Consider the following 21,981-nt stretch of genomic DNA (forward strand, 5'->3'; position numbering starts at 1 on the left):
TTCTATCGAAGAATAAGAATTAGAACCATATATTAATATAGTATGATATTATATAGTGTAATCAATTTATACCCAGTATTATGTTAAAGAAATATCATTTTGACTTTTGGCCATTTAAGGAGAGACAAATCCATGAAATTTAAAAGCGTTTTTGATATTATTGGTCCAGTCATGATTGGTCCATCCAGTTCCCATACAGCAGGTGCGGCAAGGATTGGCAGAGTGGCGCGTAACCTTTTTGAAAGAGAACCAAAATGGATAAACATTCATTTTTATGGTTCATTTGCTGAAACATATAAAGGCCATGGAACAGATGTAGCGATAATTGGGGGAATTCTTGATTTTGATACCTTTGATGAGCGAATTAAAGACTCCTTAGAAATTGCAGAACAGCATGGAATCCAAGTAAACTTTCATATAGAAGAAGCGATCCCCGAACATCCTAATACAGCAAAAATTCATTTGGGGGATGAAGACGGAGAAATGGAGCTAGTTGGTATTTCTATTGGCGGCGGGAAAATAGAAATCACCGAGTTAAATGGCTTCCAATTAAAGCTTTCTGGTCATCATCCTGCGATATTAGTTGTTCATAATGACCGATTTGGTGCAATTGCGAAAGTGGCCAATGTATTGGCTAAATACGAAATTAATATTGGTCATATGGAAGTTAGTCGTAAAGAAAAAGGAAAACTGGCTTTAATGACAATTGAGGTCGATCAAAATATAGAAGAATCCATTTTAAAAGAGCTTGAAGAGTTAGATTCAATTGAAAAAGTTACAACAATCGTGGAATAAAGGGAGGGGTAAATATGTTTCGTAATGTAGCAGAATTGGTAGAAATAGCAACGACTAGAAATTTACCGATTTCCGAAATAATGATAGAACAAGAAATGCGAGTAACAGGAAAAACAAGACAAGAAATTATTGGTCAAATGGAAACGAATCTTCAGGTAATGGAGCAAGCTGTTGAAAGAGGGTTAAATGGAGTTGTATCCCATTCTGGATTAACTGGTGGAGATGCGGTGCTTCTCCAAAACTATATTAAGAAAGGTCAATTTCTTTCCGGAGAGATCATTCTAGACGCAGTAAGTAAAGCTGTTGCGACAAATGAAGTAAATGCTGCTATGGGAATGATATGTGCAACACCAACAGCAGGTTCAGCAGGAGTAGTACCTGGTACGTTATTTGCTGTACAAAATAAACTGAATCCTACAAGAGAGCAAATGATTGCATTCCTTTTCACGTCTGGTGCATTTGGTTTTGTTGTGGCAAATAATGCCTCCATCTCAGGTGCTGCAGGGGGATGCCAAGCGGAAGTTGGCTCGGCTGCTGGAATGGCTGCAGCGGCAATTGTAGAAATGGCAGGAGGAACACCAGAACAATCAGCACATGCGATGGCTATCACGTTAAAGAATATGCTCGGTCTTGTTTGTGATCCAGTTGCCGGTTTAGTAGAAGTTCCTTGTGTAAAACGAAATGCAATGGGAGCAGCGAATGCGATGATTGCTGCTGATATGGCTTTGGCAGGTATTAAAAGTCGTATACCATGTGATGAAGTAATTGATAGCATGTATCGCATTGGTCAGGCAATGCCTACAGCGCTTAAAGAAACAGCACGGGGAGGGTTGGCAGCAACACCGACAGGCCGCAGGTTAGAAGCCGAAATCTTTGGTAGTGCAGCTGCCGCAAATAAGTGAATGAGTCTTTACAACTATCCGTCGAACATTTAAAAGGGGTTGGACCCGAAACAAAAAAACAGTTAGAAGAAATGAATATTCATAAGATTAATGATTTGCTAGAATATTTTCCTTATCGCTATGAGGATTATCGTCTGAAAAACCTCGAAGAAATAAAGCATGAAGAAAAAGTGACGGTAGAAGGGAAGGTTCATAGTGAACCCTCCCTTATTTTTTATGGAAGAAAGAAATCTAGATTAACAATAAAGCTATTAGTCGAACAGTACTTAATTACGGTTGTATTTTTTAACCAGCCCTATTTAAAAAGTAAATTAGCTGTGCAAGAATTGATTACGGTAACAGGGAAATGGGATCAGCACCGCCAAACCATAACAGCAAACCATTTGCAAATTGGCAGTAATCAAAAGGGGCATTTATTCGAACCAGTCTATGCTGTAAAAGGGAATATGACCGTAAAAAATTTACGTAAATATATATCCACTGCTTTAAATCAATATGGAGAATTAATCGAAGAGAATTTTCCTTCTTCAATGTTAACGAAATATCGTTTGCTGCCCCGGAAGGAAGCACTCAAGATTATCCATTTTCCTGAAAAGAGAGAGGATTTAACGCAAGCTAGAAGACGTTTTGTGTATGAGGAATTTCTTTTGTTTCAATTAAAAATGAGTGCCTTAAGAAAATACGAAAGAGAACATTCTGGTGGTAAAAGCCAGCAATATTCCCTTGAAAAACTAACCACTTTCATCGAGGCACTTCCTTTTCCGTTGACAAATGCTCAAAAAAGGGTAGTAAACGAAATTCTCACAGATATGAAAGCAGAGGTGCGAATGAATCGTTTACTGCAAGGGGATGTAGGATCAGGAAAAACAATTGTGGCTGCGATTGTGTTATATGCTTCGATCCTTTCTGGCAATCAAGGTGCGCTAATGGCACCGACAGAAATCCTGGCAGAGCAACATGCAGATTCATTGCATCAGATTTTTTCAGAATTTGGAGTGGTATGTGGTTTGTTAACAAGTTCTGTTAAAGGTAAAAAAAGAAAAGAATTACTATCCCAATTAAAAGAAGGAAAAATCGATATTTTGATAGGGACACATGCATTGATCCAAGATGATGTAGTATTCCAATCATTAGGATTAGTCATTACAGATGAACAGCACCGCTTTGGTGTGGAACAAAGAAGAGTACTGCGGGAGAAGGGGGAAAATCCAGATGTTCTGTTTATGACGGCGACCCCAATTCCACGAACACTTGCCATCACGGTATTTGGTGAGATGGACGTCAGTATTATCGATGAAATGCCAGCAGGGCGAAAAAATATCGAAACATATTGGGTAAAGCATGATATGTTAACAAGAATCCTGCAGTTTATGGAAAAAGAACTTCATCAAGGAAGACAAGCATATGTAATTTGTCCATTAATCGAGGAATCCGAAAAGCTGGATGTTCAAAATGCAATCGATGTGCATGCAATGTTATCTACCTTTTTCCAAGGCAGATACAATGTTGGGCTTATGCACGGAAAACTGCATCCAGAAGAGAAAGATAATATGATGAAACAGTTCAGCCAAAATGAAATCCAAGTGCTTGTAAGTACAACGGTTGTTGAAGTCGGAGTTAATGTACCAAATGCGACATTTATGCTCGTATATGATGCAGAACGTTTTGGGTTATCACAGCTTCATCAGCTTAGAGGAAGAGTAGGGCGAGGGGATGCTCAGTCTTACTGTGTATTAATCGCCGATCCCAAAACAGATGTTGGAAAAGAACGAATGAAAATTATGACGGAAACGAGCGATGGGTTCGTGTTAAGTGAAAAGGATCTAGAATTAAGAGGACCAGGAGATTTTTTTGGGAAAAAACAAAGTGGTCTACCTGAATTCAAAATGGGTGATATGATACACGATTATCGCATCTTGGAAACAGCCAGAAATGACGCTGCTATCCTAATCGAGTCAACTGCATTCTGGCAAAATGATGACTACAAAGCGCTAAGAGATACTTTAAAAGAAACAGGGGTCCTTAACGGAGAAAAGCTAGATTAATCACAAGATATTTTCTAGTAAATAAAACAAGTGTAAGTATTTTGACTTGCTTTTTTATAGAGAGAGAAGAAGCCTAAACTAGCTTGAATACACTACAGACAACATAGTAATAGTAAAGCCCCTTCTCGTACAGCCGAAAAGATAGGGTAGGGGATTCATGCTCAAGGTTTACGTTTTTATTCACCAGTAGTTAGAACAAAACTTCGGCTTGCAATCCCATTGTATAAATTATATACTACTATTAGTACCTAGTCTTAATAGTGCGGTGGTGTGAATAAATGAAGAGGAACAAAAGAGAACGTCAAGAGCTTTTAGTGGAGACAATCAAGGAAACTCCATTTATTACAGACGAGGAATTGGCGGAAAAATTCTCTGTTAGTGTACAGACGATAAGACTAGATCGGTTAGAACTATCCATTCCAGAGCTTAGAGAGCGCATTAAAAATGTCGCCAAACAATCACTTGAAGACGAAGTGAAAGCATTGCCTATCGAAGAAGTCATTGGTGAAATAATCGATATGGAATTAGATAGTTCAGCTATATCTATCTTTGAAGTGAAAGAAGAGCATGTTTTTAAAAGAAATGGCATTGCAAGGGGACATCATCTTTTTGCACAAGCGAATTCTCTTGCAGTTGCCCTGATTAACGATGAGCTAGCATTAACAGCAAAAGCAAATATTCACTTTACGAGATCGGTTAAATTAGGTGAACGAATTATTGCCAAAGCAAAAGTAAAGCATATAGATAGTATGACCGGCAGAACAACAGTAGAAGTGAATAGTTATGTGAACACAGAATTAGTTTTTAAAGGCGAATTTGATATGTACCGTGCCAAAAGATAAAGGAGTAATCAATATGATGAAAATTGCAATGGATGCAATGGGGGGAGACAATGCCCCGAAGGAAATAGTTATTGGTGCCCAAAAAGCAATTGAAACTTTTTCAGACCTAGAGATACTTCTTGTTGGGGATGAAAAACAGATTCAATCTTTTCTAACCAATAAAGAACGAATTGATATTTTACATACAGAAGAGCAAATTTTAGCAACAGATGAACCAGTAAGAGCAGTACGCCGGAAAAAAACAGCTAGTATGGTCCTTGGTGCTACAGAAGTAAAAGAGGGAAGAGCAGATGCGTTCATATCAGCAGGAAATACAGGTGCCTTAATGGCAACTGGATTATTCGTTGTTGGTAGAATGGAGGGAATTGACCGTCCAGCATTAGCACCAACCTTGCCGACGATCAGTGGAGAGGGCTTCCTTTTACTTGATGTTGGTGCAAATGTAGACGCTAAGCCTGAAAACTTAGTTCAATATGCCATGATGGGAAGCATCTATTCCGAAAAAGTAAGAGGAGTTGCTAAACCAAGAGTCGGCTTATTGAACATTGGAACAGAAGAGAAAAAGGGGAATGAGTTAACAAAGAAAACCTTTGAACTTCTCCAAAGCACCAATATTCATTTCATCGGAAATGTGGAAGCACGTGATTTGCTTGATGGAGTATGTGATGTTGCTGTGACAGATGGTTTTACAGGAAATATGATTTTAAAAACGGTCGAGGGAACAGCGATGTCTATGTTTAAAATGATTAAGGCCGAGTTAATGAGCAGCTTTACTTCCAAAATGGCTGCTGCCGTCTTGAAGCCTAATCTAAAGCAGATTAAAAATAAGTTAGATTATTCAGAGTATGGTGGAGCTGCTTTATTCGGTTTAAATGCCCCTGTTATCAAGGCTCATGGTTCGTCTGATAGTCAAGCGATATTTAGTGCAATCAGACAAACTAGAGAGTTTGTGCAATCAGGTGTAGTCGCTCAAATAAAGAATGCAATGGAGAGCAATGTAGAATAAATTGAGACAGATATGGTGAATTCCACTTCTAATGGGAAGAAAAGGAGAGTAAAAATAAATGAGTAAAATTGCTTTTGTTTTTCCAGGTCAAGGCTCACAAGCAGTCGGAATGGGAAAAGATTTATTTGAACAATTTGAACCGGCAGCAAATGTATTTAAAAAAGCGGATCAAAAATTAAACTTTTCTTTAACAGACTTAATTTTTGAAGGGCCAAAGGAAGAGCTTACGCTTACCCATAATACACAGCCAGCTTTACTTACAACAAGCATCGCTATTTTAGAACACTTTAAGCAGTTTAATATACAGCCAGATTTTGTTGCTGGCCATAGTTTAGGTGAGTATTCAGCGTTAGTGGCAGCAGGTGTGCTGTCTTTTGAAGAGGCTGTATTTGCAGTTCGCAAGCGTGGAGAATATATGCAAGAAGCAGTTCCAGCAGGCGAAGGAGCAATGGCCGCTGTGCTAGGGTTAGAAAGAGAGAAATTAACTGCGGTCACACAAGAGATTTCAGATGCAGGCAATTCTGTACAGTTGGCTAATCTTAATTGTCCTGGACAAATTGTGATCTCAGGCACTACAAAGGGTGTTGAATTAGCGGGAGAAAAAGCGAAGGAAGCAGGCGCAAAGCGGGCAATCCCTCTGGAAGTAAGTGGTCCATTCCATTCAGAGTTAATGAAACCTGCAGCGGAAAAATTTGCTTCCGTACTAGACGGATTGCAATTAACAGATGCAAAAATTCCTGTCATTGCTAATGTAACGGCAGCTCCAATTCAAGATCATGCAGAAATAAAAGCAAAGCTAGTGGAGCAATTGTATTCATCTGTCCTTTGGGAAGATTCCGTTCGCAAAATGCTTGATTTAGGAGTAGATACATTTATTGAAATTGGACCTGGCAAAGTTCTTTCCGGTTTAATCAAGAAAATTGATCGAAAAGCAAAAGTATATGCTGTAAACGATATGGAAACAAGTAGTAAAGTTGCAGAAGAATTAAAGGGGGATATGTAAGTGAAATTAGCTGGTAAAGTTGCTGTTGTCACTGGAGCATCTCGAGGAATTGGTAAATCGATTGCACTTGAGTTAGCAAAGCAAGGTGCGGATGTTGTTGTTAACTATGCAGGAAGTGTAGATCGTGCCAATGAAGTAGTGAAGGAAATCGAAGCTTTAGGAAGAAAAGCAATGAGCATTCAATGTGATGTATCCGATAGTGATGCTGTAAATGCGATGATGAAAGAAGTGTTAGACGCGTTTGGCAGTCTGGATATTTTGGTGAATAATGCTGGAATTACAAGAGATAATTTATTAATGCGTATGAAGGATTCAGAGTGGGACGATGTTATTAATACCAATCTTAAAGGTGTGTTCCTCTGCACGAAAGCAGTAACAAGACCAATGATGAAGCAAAGAAAAGGGAGAATAATAAACATTACTTCCATTGTTGGTGTGACAGGAAACCCTGGTCAAGCTAATTATGTTGCAGCAAAAGCAGGTGTGATTGGTTTTACAAAAACAACTGCGAAAGAACTTGCTCAGCGTAATATTACGGTAAATGCGATTGCTCCTGGATTTATTACAACAGATATGACGGATAAACTGACAGAAGAAGTGAAAAATGGCATGCTTACGCAAATTCCCTTAGGTCAATTTGGTAAACCAGAAGATATTGCTAATGCTGTTGTCTTTTTAGCTTCTGATGAGAGCAGCTATATTACAGGGCAAACATTGCATATTGATGGTGGAATGTATATGTAATCTTTCCTAAACAAAGGGAAAAATGCGAATAGTAAGAGAATAAACATCAGATAAAGTTCTCATTTATTATTTCGTTAAAATACTCTATAATGCATTTGAGGGGAGGTGAAATAAATGGCAGATGTATTAGAGCGTGTAACAAAAATCGTTGTAGATCGTCTTGGCGTAGAAGAATCAGAAGTAACTTTAGAGGCTTCTTTCAAAGATGATTTAGGCGCTGACTCTCTTGATGTAGTTGAACTTGTTATGGAATTAGAAGATGAGTTTGATATGGAAATTTCTGACGACGATGCTGAAAAGATTTCTACAGTTGGTGATGCTGTGAATTACATAAGTAATCGCTAATCAGTGTTTAAAAGCTCCGTTGCAACGGGGCTTTTAATTTTGTATATTAGCGGTGATTTATGTATATTCTATGACTGAGGAAATATCAGGAAAATCCATTATGAAAATGGCCCTAAGAATAGATGACAATATCTGTTTGTTTGATGTATACTAATAACTAAATACCTATTATTATAGGCGAAATATGAGTTATTGGACGGACAGATATGGATTCGTTCAAAAGAATAACAAATACAGCGTTTATTGACGCATAAAAGGATAGAAATAGTTTTTCTTATGTGAAGTGGGGTTAGCCCCCTAGTGGTAGCCCGATTTCTGTAATAGAAAAGGCTTGGAGAGAAAAAACTTTCCAAGTTTCTTTGCGTTTTTTATCTTTTTTACTTAAACTTGAAATGAATTGTAAACTTAGTGCTAAGGTGGATGCAAAATGCGAGGCAATCGAAAAGACAAAAGAACTGTTCGACCAAATGAGAAAAAAATGAAGGAACTCCAAGAAAAATTGGGGATTCATTTTACGAATGAAAAACTATTGAAGCAGGCTTTTACCCATTCATCATATGTGAATGAGCATCGAAGAAAACCACATGAAGATAACGAAAGATTAGAATTTCTTGGGGATGCCGTTCTAGAATTAACGGTATCTAAATTTCTCTTCAACAAATTTCCGATGATGAGCGAAGGAGAGCTGACTAAATTGCGGGCTGCAATCGTGTGTGAACCATCGCTTGTTTCCTTTGCTAATGAACTTTCCTTTGGCAAGTATGTGCTCTTAGGCAAAGGAGAGGAAATGACTGGGGGAAGAACGAGACCAGCGCTGCTAGCTGATGTATTTGAAGCGTTTATTGGTGCTTTATATTTAGACCAAGGATTGGATTCAGTGGTAGCATTTTTAGAGGAAGTTATTTTCCCGAAAATTAATAACGGTGCTTTTTCTCATGTGATGGATTTTAAAAGTCAACTACAAGAATATGTACAAAGAGATGCTGTTGGAACAATCGAGTATAAAATATTGCTTGAAAAAGGACCCGCACACAATAGAGAGTTTATTTCACAAGTCTTTTTAAATAATCGAGAACTTGGAACAGGTATGGGTCGTTCCAAGAAAGAAGCAGAGCAGCAAGCTGCCCAAAAATCATTATTAATGCTAAAGGCGGAAAGTGAAAACTAAATGCTCAAAAAAACGAACGAAGAAAAACAACTAGAGGAAAACAAGGAAGAATCGGGGTGAGGTCATGTTCTTAAAACGGTTAGATGTTATCGGTTTTAAGTCATTTGCAGATCGGATTTCTGTCGATTTTGTGCCAGGTGTGACGGCAGTAGTAGGACCAAACGGAAGTGGGAAGAGTAATATTACGGATGCAATTCGTTGGGTACTTGGAGAACAATCTGCAAAGTCCTTGCGTGGAAGTAAGATGGAGGATGTTATCTTTTCAGGTAGTGACTCAAGAAAAGCGGTTAACTTTGCAGAAGTGACGTTAACTTTAGAAAATGAAGATCATTTCCTGCCATTGGATTTCCATGAAGTAAGTGTAACGAGGCGTGTATATCGATCAGGAGATAGTGAATTTTTAATTAATAAACAATCTTGTCGTCTAAAAGATATTATTGATTTATTTATGGACTCAGGGCTTGGGCGCGAAGCATTTTCGATTATTAGTCAGGGAAAAGTCGAAGAAATCTTAAATAGTAAGGCAGAGGATCGCCGGTCTATCTTTGAAGAAGCAGCAGGCGTATTGAAATATAAAACTCGTAAGAAAAAGGCAGAAGGAAAGCTTGTAGAAACACAAGATAACCTAAACCGTGTAAATGACATACTACATGAATTAGAAAGTCAGGTTGAGCCACTAAAGATTCAAAGCTCAATGGCTAAGGAATATTTACATCATCGAGAGAATCTTGAATCGATTGAAGTGGCCTTAATGGTTCATGATATTGAAGAAGCGCATGAGCGATTTGAAGCTATTTCAAAGCAATTAGAAACATATAAACAAGAAGAGCTAAAGCTATCCTCTATGCTGCAAAATAAGGAAGCGAAGATGGAGGAAGTGAAAAATGAAGTAGCCGCTTTAGATGAATCGATTGATGATCTTCAACAAGTACTTCTTTTAGTGAGTGAAGAATTAGAAAAATTAGAAGGTCGAAAAGAAGTATTAAAAGAACGAAAGAAGAATGCAACACAAAATCGTGATCAGCTTGAAAAGAGCAAGGTGGAGCTGCAAGAAAGAGTAGAAACTCTTGTGCTGCAAAAAGAAACGCAAGAAAAGCTTGTTCATGAATTGCAAGCAGAGTCGAAAGCGATTGAAGAAACTTTAAAAGCTAATGAAAAAAATCTTGCTCTTTTTAATGAGAACCTAGAAGAAAAAATTGAGATGCTAAAAAGCGACTATATTGAGATAGTGAGTAATCAAGCAGCGGCAAAAAATGAATTGAATTCGGTTATTCAACAACTAGAAAATCATGAAAAAAGGACGTCGCAGCTTGATGAAGAAAATGCTAACTTCACAAATGAGCGTATGCAAATTCAAGAAAAAAAGACTAAGTTTACGGAGAAATTGAAGGAACTATCTGATGAACTGGAGAAATGGTCTAAACACTGGCAGGAAAAGCAAAGTCATTTTCAAGGAATAGAAGCAAAGGTTCAACAAGTAGAGAAGGCGCTTTATCAATCTTATCAATATGCACAGCAGGCGAAATCACGTAAAGAAATGCTTGAGGAATTAGAAGATGACTATTCTGGATTTTTCCACGGAGTAAAGGAAGTACTTAAAGCTAGAGGGAAATCCTTACAAGGGATTAGAGGTGCAGTTGCGGAATTAATGCAAGTACCAAAGGAATATAGTGTGAGCTTAGAGATTGCATTAGGTGGATCGATGCAGCATATTGTGGTGGAAACAGAACAAAATGGACGGGAAGCAATCGCTTTTTTAAAGAAGAATGGGTTTGGACGAGCTACGTTTTTACCAATGAATGTTATTAAGGGAAAAACGCTTGCTGATTCCCAACTACGATTAATTCAAGGGCATCCATCCTATATTGGGGTTGCGGCAGATTTGATTAATTATGACAGTCAATATCGGGAAATTATCCGTAGTTTATTAGGAAATGTTGTGATTACGAAGGATTTAAAGGGCGCCAATGAGATGGCGAAAATTCTTCAATATCGTTCCCGTTTTGTAACGTTAGAAGGGGAGATAGTTAATCCTGGTGGGTCGATGACTGGTGGAGCGATGAAGCAGAAACAAGCTTCAATCATCACCAGAAAAGGAGAATTAGAAGAGCTTAAGAAAAAGATTTTTGAAATGGATAAAACATCTTTAAAGCTTGAGGAACAGCTGAAAAAAGGAAAAGCAGCATTGCAAGCAGAAGAATCATCGATAGAAGAAGCGCGCTTAAAGGTGGAAGATCTTCGTTTCCAAATTCAGACATGGAAAGATGACTTAAAAGAGGTGGAATTCGAAGAAAGAGCAATGAATGATAAATTGTCTCTATATGACCGCAATAAGGCCGATTCACATCAAGAGCAAGAGCTTCTGCAGCAAAGAAGAACTGTTTTGCAAGAAAAACTGGAACAGCAAAGTAAAAAGTTATCTGAATTAGATAAAGAGATTGCTTTAGTTACCGAGCAAAAAAATAAACAAACAGTTTCCAAAGAATCAGTCGTAAATACAATTAGTGATTTACGAATTCAGTCGGCAGCTAAAAAGGAACAGCTCCGCCATGAAAAGGACAAGTTAGCAGCTATCATTCAAGAACATGAATCAACAGAAGAAAAGTGGGAGCTTGTCAAAGAGGACTTACGCTTGCTTTCTTCTGAAATGAGTAATTCTCATTCAGGGGAAGCGACATTAGAAGAAGCAGCAGAACAAAAACTGCAAGAAAAACAAGAAACGATCCAGCTTATTTCTTTACGCAGAGAGGAAAGATTGCAAAAACAAATGCGCTTAGAAGAGCTGGAGCTGGAAACAAAGGAGCAGCGCAGGCTTCATAGAGGGATTGTTCAAGCACTAAAGGATGAAGAAGTTAAATTAAACCGTGTAGACGTGGAATTAGATACACGATTAACGAATCTACGCGAGGAATATTTATTAACGTATGAAGGGGCTAAGCTTGATTATCCTTTAACATTAGAAGTCGAAGAAGCCCGTAAAAAGGTAAAGCTCATTAAATTAGCTATGGAAGAACTAGGAACTGTAAATCTTGGGGCCATAGAGGAATATGAGCGAATCTCGGAAAGATACGAATTCCTGCTCGAACAAAAAACAGATTTAGAAGAAGCGAAGGATACCCTTTACCAAGTAATCGATGAAATGGATGAGGAAATGAAAAATCGATTTGAGCAGACATTTGAAGGGATAAAGGCTCATTTTGAAACGGTATTCCAAAGTTTATTTGGTGGAGGAAGTGCTGATTTAGTATTAACAAATCCAGAAGATCTTTTAAATACAGGAGTAGAGATTGTAGCCCAGCCACCAGGGAAAAAACTTCAAAATTTAAGTCTTTTATCTGGGGGAGAAAGAGCGCTAACAGCCATCGCTTTATTATTCTCCATTCTAAAAGTAAGACCAGTTCCTTTCTGTATTTTGGATGAGGTCGAAGCGGCATTGGATGAAGCAAATGTATTCCGATTTAGTTCCTATTTAAAACGTTATAGCCATGAAACACAATTTATTGTCATTACTCACCGCAAAGGGACAATGGAAGAAGCAGATGTTCTTTATGGGGTCACTATGCAAGAGTCAGGTGTTTCAAAGCTAGTTTCCGTTCGTTTAAGTGAAACAAAGGAATTAGTTGCAAATGGATAATTTTTTTATAGTTAGTTAGAAGCTTAATTCGCTTTAATAAACATTTCTAATTTCACTTCCGAGGCCTGTTGCTCTGTCAAGATAGAGGCCTTGGAAACTTTTAAGGTTTACGATAAGCAGTTTACATGTACATAACCATATTTTGTAATGAAAGAAGGGATAATAATGAGTTTTTTTAAAAAGTTAAAAGAAAAAATGTCTCAGCAGACTACAACCGTAACGGAGAAGTTTAAAGAAGGCTTATCGAAAACAAGAAATAACTTTTCCGAAAAAGTAAATGAACTTGTGTCACGTTATCGAAAAGTAGACGAAGATTTCTTCGAAGAGCTGGAAGAAATCTTAATTGGAGCAGATGTTGGTTTCGAAACAGTCATGGAACTAATTGATGAGCTAAAAAAAGAAGTGAAAAGAAAAAATATTCAAGATCCAAAAGAAGTACAAGATGTAATTTCCGAAAAGTTAGTTGCAATTTATCAGAATGGGGAAGACCAATCCTCTACGATTAATATGCAAGCAGAAGGCTTAACTGTGATCTTGTTTGTTGGCGTAAATGGAGTAGGGAAAACTACGACAATCGGTAAGCTTGCTCATAAGTATAAAGAGGAAGGGAAAAAAGTTTTGCTTGCTGCAGGTGATACCTTCCGTGCTGGAGCAATCGAACAGTTGGAAGTATGGGGAGAGCGTGTCGGTGTGGATGTCATTAAACATACAGAAGGCTCTGATCCAGCAGCAGTTATGTTTGATGCTGTACAGGCTGCTAAGTCTCGTCAAGCAGATATTCTTCTTTGTGATACAGCTGGAAGATTGCAGAATAAAGTGAATTTAATGAAGGAATTAGAAAAAGTTAAGCGAGTAATTGAACGAGAGGTCCCAGGTGCACCACATGAAGTTTTACTCGTGCTAGATGCCACAACTGGGCAAAATGCTTTAGTACAGGCTAAAACATTTAAAGAAACAACAAATGTAAGTGGCATTGTACTAACAAAATTAGATGGAACAGCAAAAGGCGGAATTGTGTTAGCAATTCGAAACGAACTACATATTCCAGTTAAATTTGTTGGATTAGGTGAAAAAATGGACGATCTCCAAAGCTTCGATCCAGAAAAATATGTCTATGGATTATTTTCAAACTTAGTAGAGCAAAGTGAAGAGTAAAAGAGAGTTAGGTGGAAAGATGTCGTAAAGGAAGCTTACGACATCTTTTTTTAACTGAATGTTAAATTATTGCAAAAACGTAATAAAAATAAGGATAAGAATAATAATAAAAGTAATATCTTTTTTTGGAGGGAAAACGTTTGATTATTCAAAGCGTTGTATTGCTTATTCTTATTGGAGGCGTTGTCTTAACAGTAAAAGGTCATCTTGTTCAGCATCATGCTTATGCTCAACTAGGTGACTCCTTACCAGCCAAAAAATTGAAAGGAGCAGAAGGAGAAAATTTGCTTACGCTAGAAGAGGAAAATCTTTTTTTAAGCAGCTTATCTGGCCTGCGCATGAAAATAATTGGTGCCATTCTAATAGCAATACCAACTAGTATCCTTATCCTTTTCCATTTAAACTAGCTTGTGTTCAAAGTTAGTTGAATTGCCTTTAAAGATTGAATGAAGGCGAAATGAGTATTTTACAAAAAAATACTAGCACCGATAATTATAGAACAATATTAAAATCAAACTTCTGTTAAAAGGTTACAGAAGTTTTTTTAAATGCTTCCCAAAAATAGTTTCTAATACATAAAACATTTGCAACAGTCTCTTCGTCTAATGAAGGAGAGACATTTATTTTGTAATATTCAAAAATATATATGTATAAAAAGTTTGTATTAGTGTAAAATTACATTATAATATTTTTGTCATTTACTGTAGGGAGGAAACAACTGTCAATCGTTTATTAATTAGAACCAAAAAATAGAAAATGGGGGAAACATAGTTTGCGAAAAGTAAAGAAAGTGATAATTATATGTTTTATCTTGTTCTTGGCCACTACTTTTATTGTCAAAGAAGCAAATGCTGCTTCTACTGACACAATAAAAATCACAACAGAAGCTGGATTAGCTGGTAAGGTAATGGATGGAAGAGGATTTCAATTAAAAGTTACAATGGAAAATACAGGAGAAGACTTTAAAGGAGATTTATTAATTCCCTATTCTCCAAGCTATGAAGCTGGAGGACAAACATTAGTTTCTGTCGATATCCCGGCAAATAGTAAGAAGACCTATATGGTCACAATCCCTGGGATTTCTTCTGATACAGATTATGCTAACAAAAAGATGAAATTATATCGCGGAAGCTGGCAGAATGGAGATGAAGTAACTTTTACTGGAGTAAAAGAAGTAAGGGTAAATCTTATCCCTGAACAGACTTTAGGTATTCTTACTGATCAATATGATAAATTTAAAGATTTAAGAAAGCTGCCTAGTAATTCCATTTATACAACGGAAATGATCAAAGAAGAAATACCTGATCAGGCATTAGCGCTTGAAACAATAAGCTATCTGCTGGTTGATCAATTTTCACTGAGTGAATTAACGGGTGAGCAGCAGCAAGCAATAAAAAAATGGATTGAAAATGGAGGTATTTTGATTACTGGTGCACAACCAAATGGAAAGCAAGCATACGGTCATTTAGAAACATCGATGCCGCTAGCACTTGGCAAAAAAGAACCTTTTTCCTTGACGGTTCTAGACACAAAAAATAAACAGCAAGCGAAAATAGATGGTTATCAATCTACCTTAATAGAGGGCGCAGAAGCAATTGTTTTACATAATGACCAGCCCATTATTGCGAAAAAGGAGCTCGGTGAAGGAAAAATTATACAAGCTTCCTTTTCACTTAGTGATTCCAGTTTTCTTGGCTGGTCCGGATTTAATAGTTGGATAGAAAATATACTATTAGCTGAAAGTTCGCAGCATGCCAATAATTCTCAATATAACAGTAACCCAATTGGTGATCTCTATAATAGTTTTGTGCAAGCAAATGAATATTTCGAGAGCTCCACTATTTCCACTAGTATATTATTAATTATTTTGACAGGTTATTTGCTTGTTATTGTGCCGATTTTATACGTTGTGTTAAAAAGAATCGACAAACGGGAGCATGCTTGGTGGATTATACCGAGCTTATCGATTCTTTTATCGATTGCGGTGTTCCTAACGGGTGCAAAGGATAAAATAAGAAATCCGCAATTTAATGAAATGGGTGTCTATCAATATAGCAATAACTATTTATCTGGATATCAAGCTACAACTCTTTTATCGAATAAATCTGGTGATTTTACATTTATGTATGATAAAAATTTGTATACTCCTATTCCTTTTACTGGATATGGAGAATTACAAACGAAGGCCGTTACAAAGGAAAAAATTAAAAAGAATGAAGTGATTTTTCCGGATGTAGAGTATTGGTCCAGTCGTACTATGTACGGCAAGTCCAGTATCCCAGTAGAAGGTGGATTCAGTCATAAGTTTGAAACAACAGAAAAAGAGATTACTGGTTCCATAACAAATCATTTTCCATATGATTTCTCCAACCTATTTATATGGTCGGGAACGGAAAAAATCGAATTAGGTTCTCTTGCTGCTGGAGAAACAAAAAAAATTAAGGTTTCTCGTAAGCATAAGTATTTTTCTAAACCATCTGATTCGAATCAAGGTTCCTATGTTTATGATTACAATGGAAATGATTTAAATGAATATAGAGAATTAGTTGCTTCAGGCTTGGTGTTGAATACGGAGTATTTTCAGACTGTGACAACTGGAGATCCATTATTAATTGGAATTACAAATGAGGATATCATCAAGGTTGGTTTAACAAGTGGAAAGGTAACAAAGAACAGCACTAATTTAATAATGGAGCCTCTTACAATAGCCAATAATTTTCCTGGGCCTTTTACCTTGAATGAAGGAGATATGTACCAGAAACTAGCAGTAGTTAAAGGAACTGTCTATAATCAGAATTTCCAAGAAAATGATTTTACGTTAGAAGATGGGGAGTATCTCTATACACTTGGAATTCCGAAATCTTATGAAGATAGCTCGATTGCTTTTGAATCTATTACGATACAAGCAAGCGGAACTCCAGGTGTGAAATACAGTATTTATAATAAACGCACAGGAAATTATGAAGAAGTAAAAAATCTTTTCAAATTGGAGAAACAAAAGATTGCCAACTATTTGGATGAAAATAGAAAAATTACGCTGAAGGTGAATAAAGCAACAAATGGAGACCCATACATGCAATTGCCAACTGTTAAGGTGAAAGGAGAGATAAAAGAATGATAGAAATTAAAGGTCTTTCCAAGAAGTATGGAAAGTTTACAGCACTTGAACCATTAGATTTACAAATTGAAGCTGGATGTGTGTTTGGGTTTGTCGGCCAGAACGGAGCTGGTAAATCTACGACCTTCTCCATTCTTGCTACCTTATTAGCACCTACTTCTGGAACAGCAACGATAAATGGTGCAGATATTATCAAACAGCCGAAAGAGGTTAGAAAACAGTTAGGGTATATGCCTGATTTCTTTGGTGTTTATGATCAGTTAAAAGCAGAAGAATACTTAGATTTTTATGGTGCTAGCTATGGAATTTCAGCTGCACAAAGAGAAAAGTTAATTCCGCAGCTGTTAGAGCTAGTAAATCTTTCTCATAAGAGAAAAGAATATGTTGATCTTTTGTCGCGAGGGATGAAACAGAGACTTTGTCTTGCCAGAAGTTTAATTCATGATCCAGCAGTTCTTATTCTAGATGAGCCTGCATCTGGATTGGATCCACGTGCACGAATAGAAATGCGGGAGATTTTAAAAGAATTAAAGAATATGGGAAAGACCATTCTGATTTCTTCACATATCTTGCCAGAACTAGCAGAAATGTGTGATGTCATTGGTATTTTGGATCAAGGAAAATTAGTAGCGCAAGGAACGGTTTCAGCTATTCAACAGCAATTACAGAGTGAAAAAATCATTAATGTCAAAACATTTGATGTACAAAAAACGATTGCATTTTTGGAAGAAAGTCCACGAATTACAAAGATAGAAGTGCTGGAAGATGGCAAAGCAATTCAGTTCCTCTTTAAAGGTGGAGATAAAGAGCAGCTAGAATTATTAAAAACAGCGATTCAAAAAGAAATTCCGATTATTAGTTTTTCAGAGATGGAGAGCAATTTAGAGGATGTCTTTATGGAGATTACAAAGGAGGTTGAATTCTCTTGAAAGCTTATTTCATGAATCCAGTATTAAATAAAGAGCTAAAGCTACGTTTTCGTTCAGGAAAAACATTTGTCGGAATTCTGTTTTATCTGCTTGCACTTACCTTGCTGATGGTTGCTTTAATGTATGTACTCAGAACCTCGAGCCCAAATGGATTTTTTAAACCACAGGAAAGTCGCTTGATGTTTATGTTTTTGGCGTTTGTTCAATTAGGATTAGTTTTATTTATTACACCAGGACTGACAGGTGGGGTAATTAGTAGTGAAAGGGAAAGACAAACCTTAAGTATTCTTTTAACAACCACCCAAAGCAGCTTTACGATTATTCTCGGCAAATTGCTTTCGTCCATTTCGTACTTAGTACTATTAATTTTAGCAAGTCTTCCGATATATAGTTTTGTGTTTTTATATGGTGGGATTTCGCCAACGCAGTTAACACAAGTATTTTTCTTCAGCTTATTTACGATGCTTGTCATTGGCAGCTTTGGTGTTTTATTTTCAACCCTCATACGCAAAACAATTGTTAGTATGGTGACAACCTATAGTGTTGCGTTATTTATTGTGGCTGGAACGGCAGTTATTTCTCTTATACTTTTTCAAATAGCGAATATTCATGCTTCTGCGACTCCGGCAAAAGTTCCATCTGTATACTTTAGTGCCATGTTTAATCCTGGTATTGTGCTTGCAGATATATTTGAACCAACTGTTTCGGAACAAATTATAGAATTGACAGGCATTAAGTTTCCGATTTGGGCTGCCCACCTTATTACTTATTGTATTGTGATTGCACTGTCACTAACAATTAGTGTTCGTAATTTACGTGCCAATATGAAAAAGGGAAGTTGATAAGTCTATGGAAAATCTTCAGCAGTATAAGGAATTGCTCAAACCAGTAAGAAAATCTATTGTGAGAGAGTTGCTTGCAAAAGAGCTATGCCTATTACTAGCACTTATAGGAGGAGGATTTCTCCTCCTTTCCATAATGGCGTATCTTTTTATTCTGCCTTTTTTGTTATACTATCTCTTCGCCGTGCTGGGTCTTGGTGTTTCCATTTCTCTCATCCGTTTATGGAGAAAATGGCCAACAGAAAAACAAGCGGTAAAACTATATAATCAGTTTGTAGCCGATGATTATGCAACGACGGCCTTTTCCTATCTACATAGTGAAGGTGCGGTCGAACAAGTAGTTGTAAAGCAAGCGATAGCGCAAATGACAGAGAAACAACTAGCTGTATTAAGCCGAAAGAAAAGATATATTTATCCGAAATTTATTCTTTCAGGAATGGTATGTTTCATTATTTGTCTACTGTTACAGTTTTTTCCATCAGCTAATATGGAAGCTGCCAAGAAAAAAGAGAATGAGATAAAAACAATCGCTAAAGCGGAAAAGGAATTAGAAAAAGCGATAAAAAAAGAAACAGATAAACAGGTGAGAAAAGAGCTAAAACAAATCCAAAAGCAATTAGAAAAGAAGGACACGGTCGAAAAAACCTTTGCAGAATTGGAAAAACAGGCGAAAGAGCTCCAGCTGCAAAAGAGAAAGATTCAAGAGAAAAGCAAGGAACGCCAACAGACAGAATCCATGCTGAATGAGGCAGGTTTGAAATCTCTCGCTAAGGCTATCTCAGAGAAAGATAAGGAAGGAGTACAGAAAGAATTACAAAAAGCAAACGAACAATATAAACAATTAACAGATCAACAAAAAGATGCTCTCAATCAATTGACAGGTGCAAATAAGCAATTATCAGAAGAACAGCTTCAACAGCTATTAAAACAAATGGATGAATTGCTGAATAATGAGGAATTGCTGCAACAATTAGAAACTGTGCAAGCAGAACTTGACCAGGTAGGGAAAAAGCTGGAGGATGAAAGTCTAGCAAATGGAATAACAATCCCTAAGTCTCGTACGGTTGCCAATGGCTCAAGTAATAATGAAACAACTTCTTCAGGAGAGACAACTACCAGTAGTCAGCAAGGGCAGAATGATAAGGGCAACTCAACAAATGGAAATAATGGTTCTTCCAGCTCGGGTAATGGTGCAGGTAATAGCAATGGATCAGGATCAGGCTCAGGAAATGGCTCCGGTTCAGGCAATGGTGCTGGTGGATCAGGGAATGGGAATGGCCCAGGAGCTGGATTCGGAAGCGGAAGCAGAGAATTATTAACAGTACCGGAAAAAACAGATGGAAAAGATAATGTCGAAGTGGATTCAAGTAAATTAGGCAATGGCAAGCAAGGTCAGATGACAGAAGGGGAAGGTCCCGTTCTAAAAGGGAATATTCGTCCGTATGAACAGGTATTTTCAGAATATGAAGCTTCTTACAGGGAAAGTACTTCAAGATATAAATTGCCAAATGACTTAGAAAATATTGTAAAGAACTATTTTACTGATATCAAACCAAATGAAAAGTAGGGGAAAAGATGGAAAAAGAACTAGTGGAACAGGATTTTATCCAAGCAGAGGCTTTGCTTAAAAAGGTGAAAGAGGAGATTGGCAAATTCATTGTCGGACAGGAAAAAATTACTGATGAGGTACTTTGGAGTATGCTGGCAGGTGGACATGTACTTTTAGAAGGACTTCCAGGTCTTGGAAAGACGATGATGATTCGCACTATTTCGGAAGTCATGGACTTATCCTTCGCGCGAATTCAGTTTACGCCAGATTTAATGCCAGCAGATATTACTGGTACGATGGTGCTGCAGCCTGATAATAAAGGAAAACAACAATTTCATTTTCATGAAGGACCTTTATTTAAGCATATTGTTCTTGCAGATGAAATTAACCGTGCAACACCGAAAACGCAAAGTGCTTTATTGGAAGCGATGGGGGAGAAAACAGTCACCATTATGGGGGAAACGAAAAAATTAGCAGCGCCATTTTTTGTATTAGCAACACAAAATCCCCTTGATATGGAGGGAACTTATCCATTGCCGGAAGCTCAGTTAGATCGGTTTCTATGTAAATTGCATGTTACTTATCCGTCAAAAGAAGAACTAAAAGCCATTATTAAAAAGACTACTGGAACGGAGTCAACTGTATTAACGCGTGTTGCCTCTGTAGAGGATATTCTTCATTTACAAAGTCTTGTCAAACAAATTCTCGTTGCGGATGATATTTTAGATATTGCTGTCAATATTGTTTCTGCCACTCATCCTGGTTCGGAGGATGCGACAGAATTAGGAAATAAGTATATTCAGGCAGGAAGCGGTCCGAGGGGACTGCAGTCCTTAGTAACCATGGCAAAAGCAAGAGCATTAGCTTCTGGAAGATTGCATGTCTCCATGGCAGATTTGCGTTATGCGGCACTACCAGTGTTTAGACATCGAATTTTGCTTAATTTTGAAGGGGAAATTGCGGGCATTACGACTGATCAAATTATGGAAGATATTTTGGAAAAAACATTACGCATTGAAGCAGGGAAGGGAAGATGAAGAACTATCATTCCTTATTAGCAAGAATGAACCGAAAAAGACTGCAAGTTTCGACGAAGGGTGCAGGAATGCAGAATGGTCGAAGAAAATCTCATATTCACGGAACCTCCTTGGATTTTGCTGATTATAAAATCTATCATCCTGGTGATGATATTCGCCAAATCGATTGGAATGTATATGGCCGAACTAATAAGCCATATATTAAAAGGTTTCAAGATGAAAAGGAGATATCAGTTAGTATCTTCCTTGATGGGACTGCCTCAATGAAACAAATACCTTCCAAGTGGGAGCTAGCAAGAGAATTAGCAGCAAGCTTAGCTTATATCACATTATCCCATGAAGATAGACTGAGTTTTTCTGTTGTTTCTACAAAGCATTCCTTTCATCGCAAAGGTTCAGTTCATAATAAACGAACCTTTTATGAGATTGTTGATGTAAAGGAGCAGACGATTAATGAAAGCTTCACACAATCATTAAGCAGTTCTATAAAAGCGCCGACACAAATGATTATTTTGATAACAGACGGTTTAGAGGCTTTGCCATTATTTGAGGAAAGTTTTAAACGATTAAAATACCGCAATCAGCAAATATGGCTGATTCAATTACTAAGTGAGAGCGAGATTCATCCGAATCTATCTGGTGACATACAATTAGTCGATAGTGAAAATGGAAAAACCGTGGATGTAAGTCTAAATAGCTCGATTAAAACACTTTATAGAAAAAGACTCGATCAGCATAATCAAGAACTAGAAGTTCTTTGTGCTACAAATGGTATCCGTTATTGCCAAATCAGCGATAAACTGGATATCCAAACGATTATTTTACGAGAACTGGCGTTTGCTGGATTGGTTCAATAATTCTTTTTCA

Annotated in this window: 18 protein-coding genes; all 18 read left to right on the plus strand. The window is 37.3% G+C overall.

Annotated features, from left to right (window positions below; genetic code table 11):
* Positions 1-132: 132 nt before the first annotated feature.
* Complete coding sequence (gene sdaAB, locus MHH96_RS14755; protein ID WP_047939962.1) at positions 133-795, plus strand: L-serine ammonia-lyase, iron-sulfur-dependent subunit beta; 663 nt, start codon at positions 133-135, stop codon at positions 793-795.
* Between the two features lie 14 nt (positions 796-809).
* The gene (gene sdaAA, locus MHH96_RS14760; protein ID WP_341117612.1) at positions 810-1,697 is read left to right on the plus strand and encodes an L-serine ammonia-lyase, iron-sulfur-dependent, subunit alpha; all 888 of its coding nucleotides are present in this window, start codon (positions 810-812) and stop codon (positions 1,695-1,697) included.
* The gene (recG, locus tag MHH96_RS14765) at positions 1,694-3,742 is read left to right on the plus strand and encodes an ATP-dependent DNA helicase RecG (RefSeq protein WP_047939964.1); all 2,049 of its coding nucleotides are present in this window, start codon (positions 1,694-1,696) and stop codon (positions 3,740-3,742) included. The genes sdaAA and recG overlap by 4 nt, the downstream gene beginning before the upstream one ends.
* Positions 3,743-4,020: 278 nt before the next feature.
* Positions 4,021-4,584, plus strand: a complete 564-nt coding sequence (gene fapR, locus MHH96_RS14770; protein ID WP_047939965.1) for a transcription factor FapR — start codon at positions 4,021-4,023, stop codon at positions 4,582-4,584.
* 16 nt (positions 4,585-4,600) lie between these two features.
* Positions 4,601-5,590: a phosphate acyltransferase PlsX gene (gene plsX / locus MHH96_RS14775; RefSeq protein WP_144544375.1), complete on the plus strand. Its 990-nt coding sequence runs from the start codon at positions 4,601-4,603 to the stop codon at positions 5,588-5,590.
* Between the two features lie 58 nt (positions 5,591-5,648).
* Positions 5,649-6,593, plus strand: a complete 945-nt coding sequence (gene fabD, locus MHH96_RS14780; RefSeq protein ID WP_047939966.1) for an ACP S-malonyltransferase — start codon at positions 5,649-5,651, stop codon at positions 6,591-6,593.
* Positions 6,594-7,337 (plus strand): 3-oxoacyl-[acyl-carrier-protein] reductase, encoded by a 744-nt coding sequence (gene fabG / locus MHH96_RS14785; protein WP_095321282.1) that lies wholly within the window; start codon positions 6,594-6,596, stop codon positions 7,335-7,337.
* Between the two features lie 114 nt (positions 7,338-7,451).
* A complete protein-coding gene (locus tag MHH96_RS14790; protein ID WP_016201082.1) occupies positions 7,452-7,682 on the plus strand; it encodes an acyl carrier protein in 231 nt (76 codons plus the stop codon).
* A gap of 427 nt (positions 7,683-8,109) precedes the next feature.
* The gene (gene rnc, locus MHH96_RS14795) at positions 8,110-8,850 is read left to right on the plus strand and encodes a ribonuclease III (protein ID WP_047939968.1); all 741 of its coding nucleotides are present in this window, start codon (positions 8,110-8,112) and stop codon (positions 8,848-8,850) included.
* 64 nt (positions 8,851-8,914) lie between these two features.
* On the plus strand, positions 8,915-12,484 hold the full coding sequence (smc, locus tag MHH96_RS14800; protein ID WP_047939969.1) for a chromosome segregation protein SMC: 3,570 nt from the start codon (positions 8,915-8,917) through the stop codon (positions 12,482-12,484).
* Between the two features lie 165 nt (positions 12,485-12,649).
* Complete coding sequence (gene ftsY / locus MHH96_RS14805) at positions 12,650-13,639, plus strand: signal recognition particle-docking protein FtsY (protein WP_047939970.1); 990 nt, start codon at positions 12,650-12,652, stop codon at positions 13,637-13,639.
* 140 nt (positions 13,640-13,779) lie between these two features.
* Entirely contained in the window at positions 13,780-14,046 is a 267-nt protein-coding gene (locus MHH96_RS14810; RefSeq protein ID WP_047939971.1) for a hypothetical protein, read from the plus strand.
* Positions 14,047-14,411: 365 nt separating this feature from the next.
* Positions 14,412-16,757: a hypothetical protein gene (locus MHH96_RS14815; protein ID WP_341117616.1), complete on the plus strand. Its 2,346-nt coding sequence runs from the start codon at positions 14,412-14,414 to the stop codon at positions 16,755-16,757.
* Complete coding sequence (locus MHH96_RS14820; protein WP_047939973.1) at positions 16,754-17,686, plus strand: ABC transporter ATP-binding protein; 933 nt, start codon at positions 16,754-16,756, stop codon at positions 17,684-17,686. The genes MHH96_RS14815 and MHH96_RS14820 overlap by 4 nt, the downstream gene beginning before the upstream one ends.
* The gene (locus MHH96_RS14825) at positions 17,683-18,528 is read left to right on the plus strand and encodes an ABC transporter permease (protein ID WP_047939974.1); all 846 of its coding nucleotides are present in this window, start codon (positions 17,683-17,685) and stop codon (positions 18,526-18,528) included. Before MHH96_RS14820 ends, MHH96_RS14825 begins: the two co-directional genes overlap by 4 nt.
* A gap of 7 nt (positions 18,529-18,535) precedes the next feature.
* Complete coding sequence (locus tag MHH96_RS14830; protein WP_053215545.1) at positions 18,536-20,095, plus strand: hypothetical protein; 1,560 nt, start codon at positions 18,536-18,538, stop codon at positions 20,093-20,095.
* Between the two features lie 8 nt (positions 20,096-20,103).
* Positions 20,104-21,114, plus strand: coding sequence for an AAA family ATPase (locus MHH96_RS14835; RefSeq protein ID WP_047939975.1), 1,011 nt, complete (start codon positions 20,104-20,106; stop codon positions 21,112-21,114).
* On the plus strand, positions 21,111-21,971 hold the full coding sequence (locus tag MHH96_RS14840) for a DUF58 domain-containing protein (RefSeq protein ID WP_047939976.1): 861 nt from the start codon (positions 21,111-21,113) through the stop codon (positions 21,969-21,971). Before MHH96_RS14835 ends, MHH96_RS14840 begins: the two co-directional genes overlap by 4 nt.
* Positions 21,972-21,981: the final 10 nt, after the last annotated feature.

It is taken from the genome of Niallia sp. FSL K6-0212, assembly GCF_038007605.1.
In the GTDB taxonomy this organism is placed as follows: Bacteria; Bacillota; Bacilli; order Bacillales; family Cytobacillaceae; genus Niallia; species Niallia circulans.

What these genes read in the sequence shown, in the direction of transcription:
- ftsY (WP_047939970.1), top strand. Translation starts at nt 12,650, where the DNA reads ATGAGTTTTTTTAAAAAGTTAAAAGAAAAAATGTCTCAGCAGACTACA.
- fabD (WP_047939966.1), top strand. Translation starts at nt 5,649, where the DNA reads ATGAGTAAAATTGCTTTTGTTTTTCCAGGTCAAGGCTCACAAGCAGTC.
- sdaAB (WP_047939962.1), top strand. Translation starts at nt 133, where the DNA reads ATGAAATTTAAAAGCGTTTTTGATATTATTGGTCCAGTCATGATTGGT.
- rnc (WP_047939968.1), top strand. Translation starts at nt 8,110, where the DNA reads ATGCGAGGCAATCGAAAAGACAAAAGAACTGTTCGACCAAATGAGAAA.
- fapR (WP_047939965.1), top strand. Translation starts at nt 4,021, where the DNA reads ATGAAGAGGAACAAAAGAGAACGTCAAGAGCTTTTAGTGGAGACAATC.
- MHH96_RS14835 (WP_047939975.1), top strand. Translation starts at nt 20,104, where the DNA reads ATGGAAAAAGAACTAGTGGAACAGGATTTTATCCAAGCAGAGGCTTTG.
- sdaAA (WP_341117612.1), top strand. Translation starts at nt 810, where the DNA reads ATGTTTCGTAATGTAGCAGAATTGGTAGAAATAGCAACGACTAGAAAT.
- MHH96_RS14820 (WP_047939973.1), top strand. Translation starts at nt 16,754, where the DNA reads ATGATAGAAATTAAAGGTCTTTCCAAGAAGTATGGAAAGTTTACAGCA.
- MHH96_RS14840 (WP_047939976.1), top strand. Translation starts at nt 21,111, where the DNA reads ATGAAGAACTATCATTCCTTATTAGCAAGAATGAACCGAAAAAGACTG.
- MHH96_RS14790 (WP_016201082.1), top strand. Translation starts at nt 7,452, where the DNA reads ATGGCAGATGTATTAGAGCGTGTAACAAAAATCGTTGTAGATCGTCTT.
- MHH96_RS14830 (WP_053215545.1), top strand. Translation starts at nt 18,536, where the DNA reads ATGGAAAATCTTCAGCAGTATAAGGAATTGCTCAAACCAGTAAGAAAA.
- plsX (WP_144544375.1), top strand. Translation starts at nt 4,601, where the DNA reads ATGAAAATTGCAATGGATGCAATGGGGGGAGACAATGCCCCGAAGGAA.
- smc (WP_047939969.1), top strand. Translation starts at nt 8,915, where the DNA reads ATGTTCTTAAAACGGTTAGATGTTATCGGTTTTAAGTCATTTGCAGAT.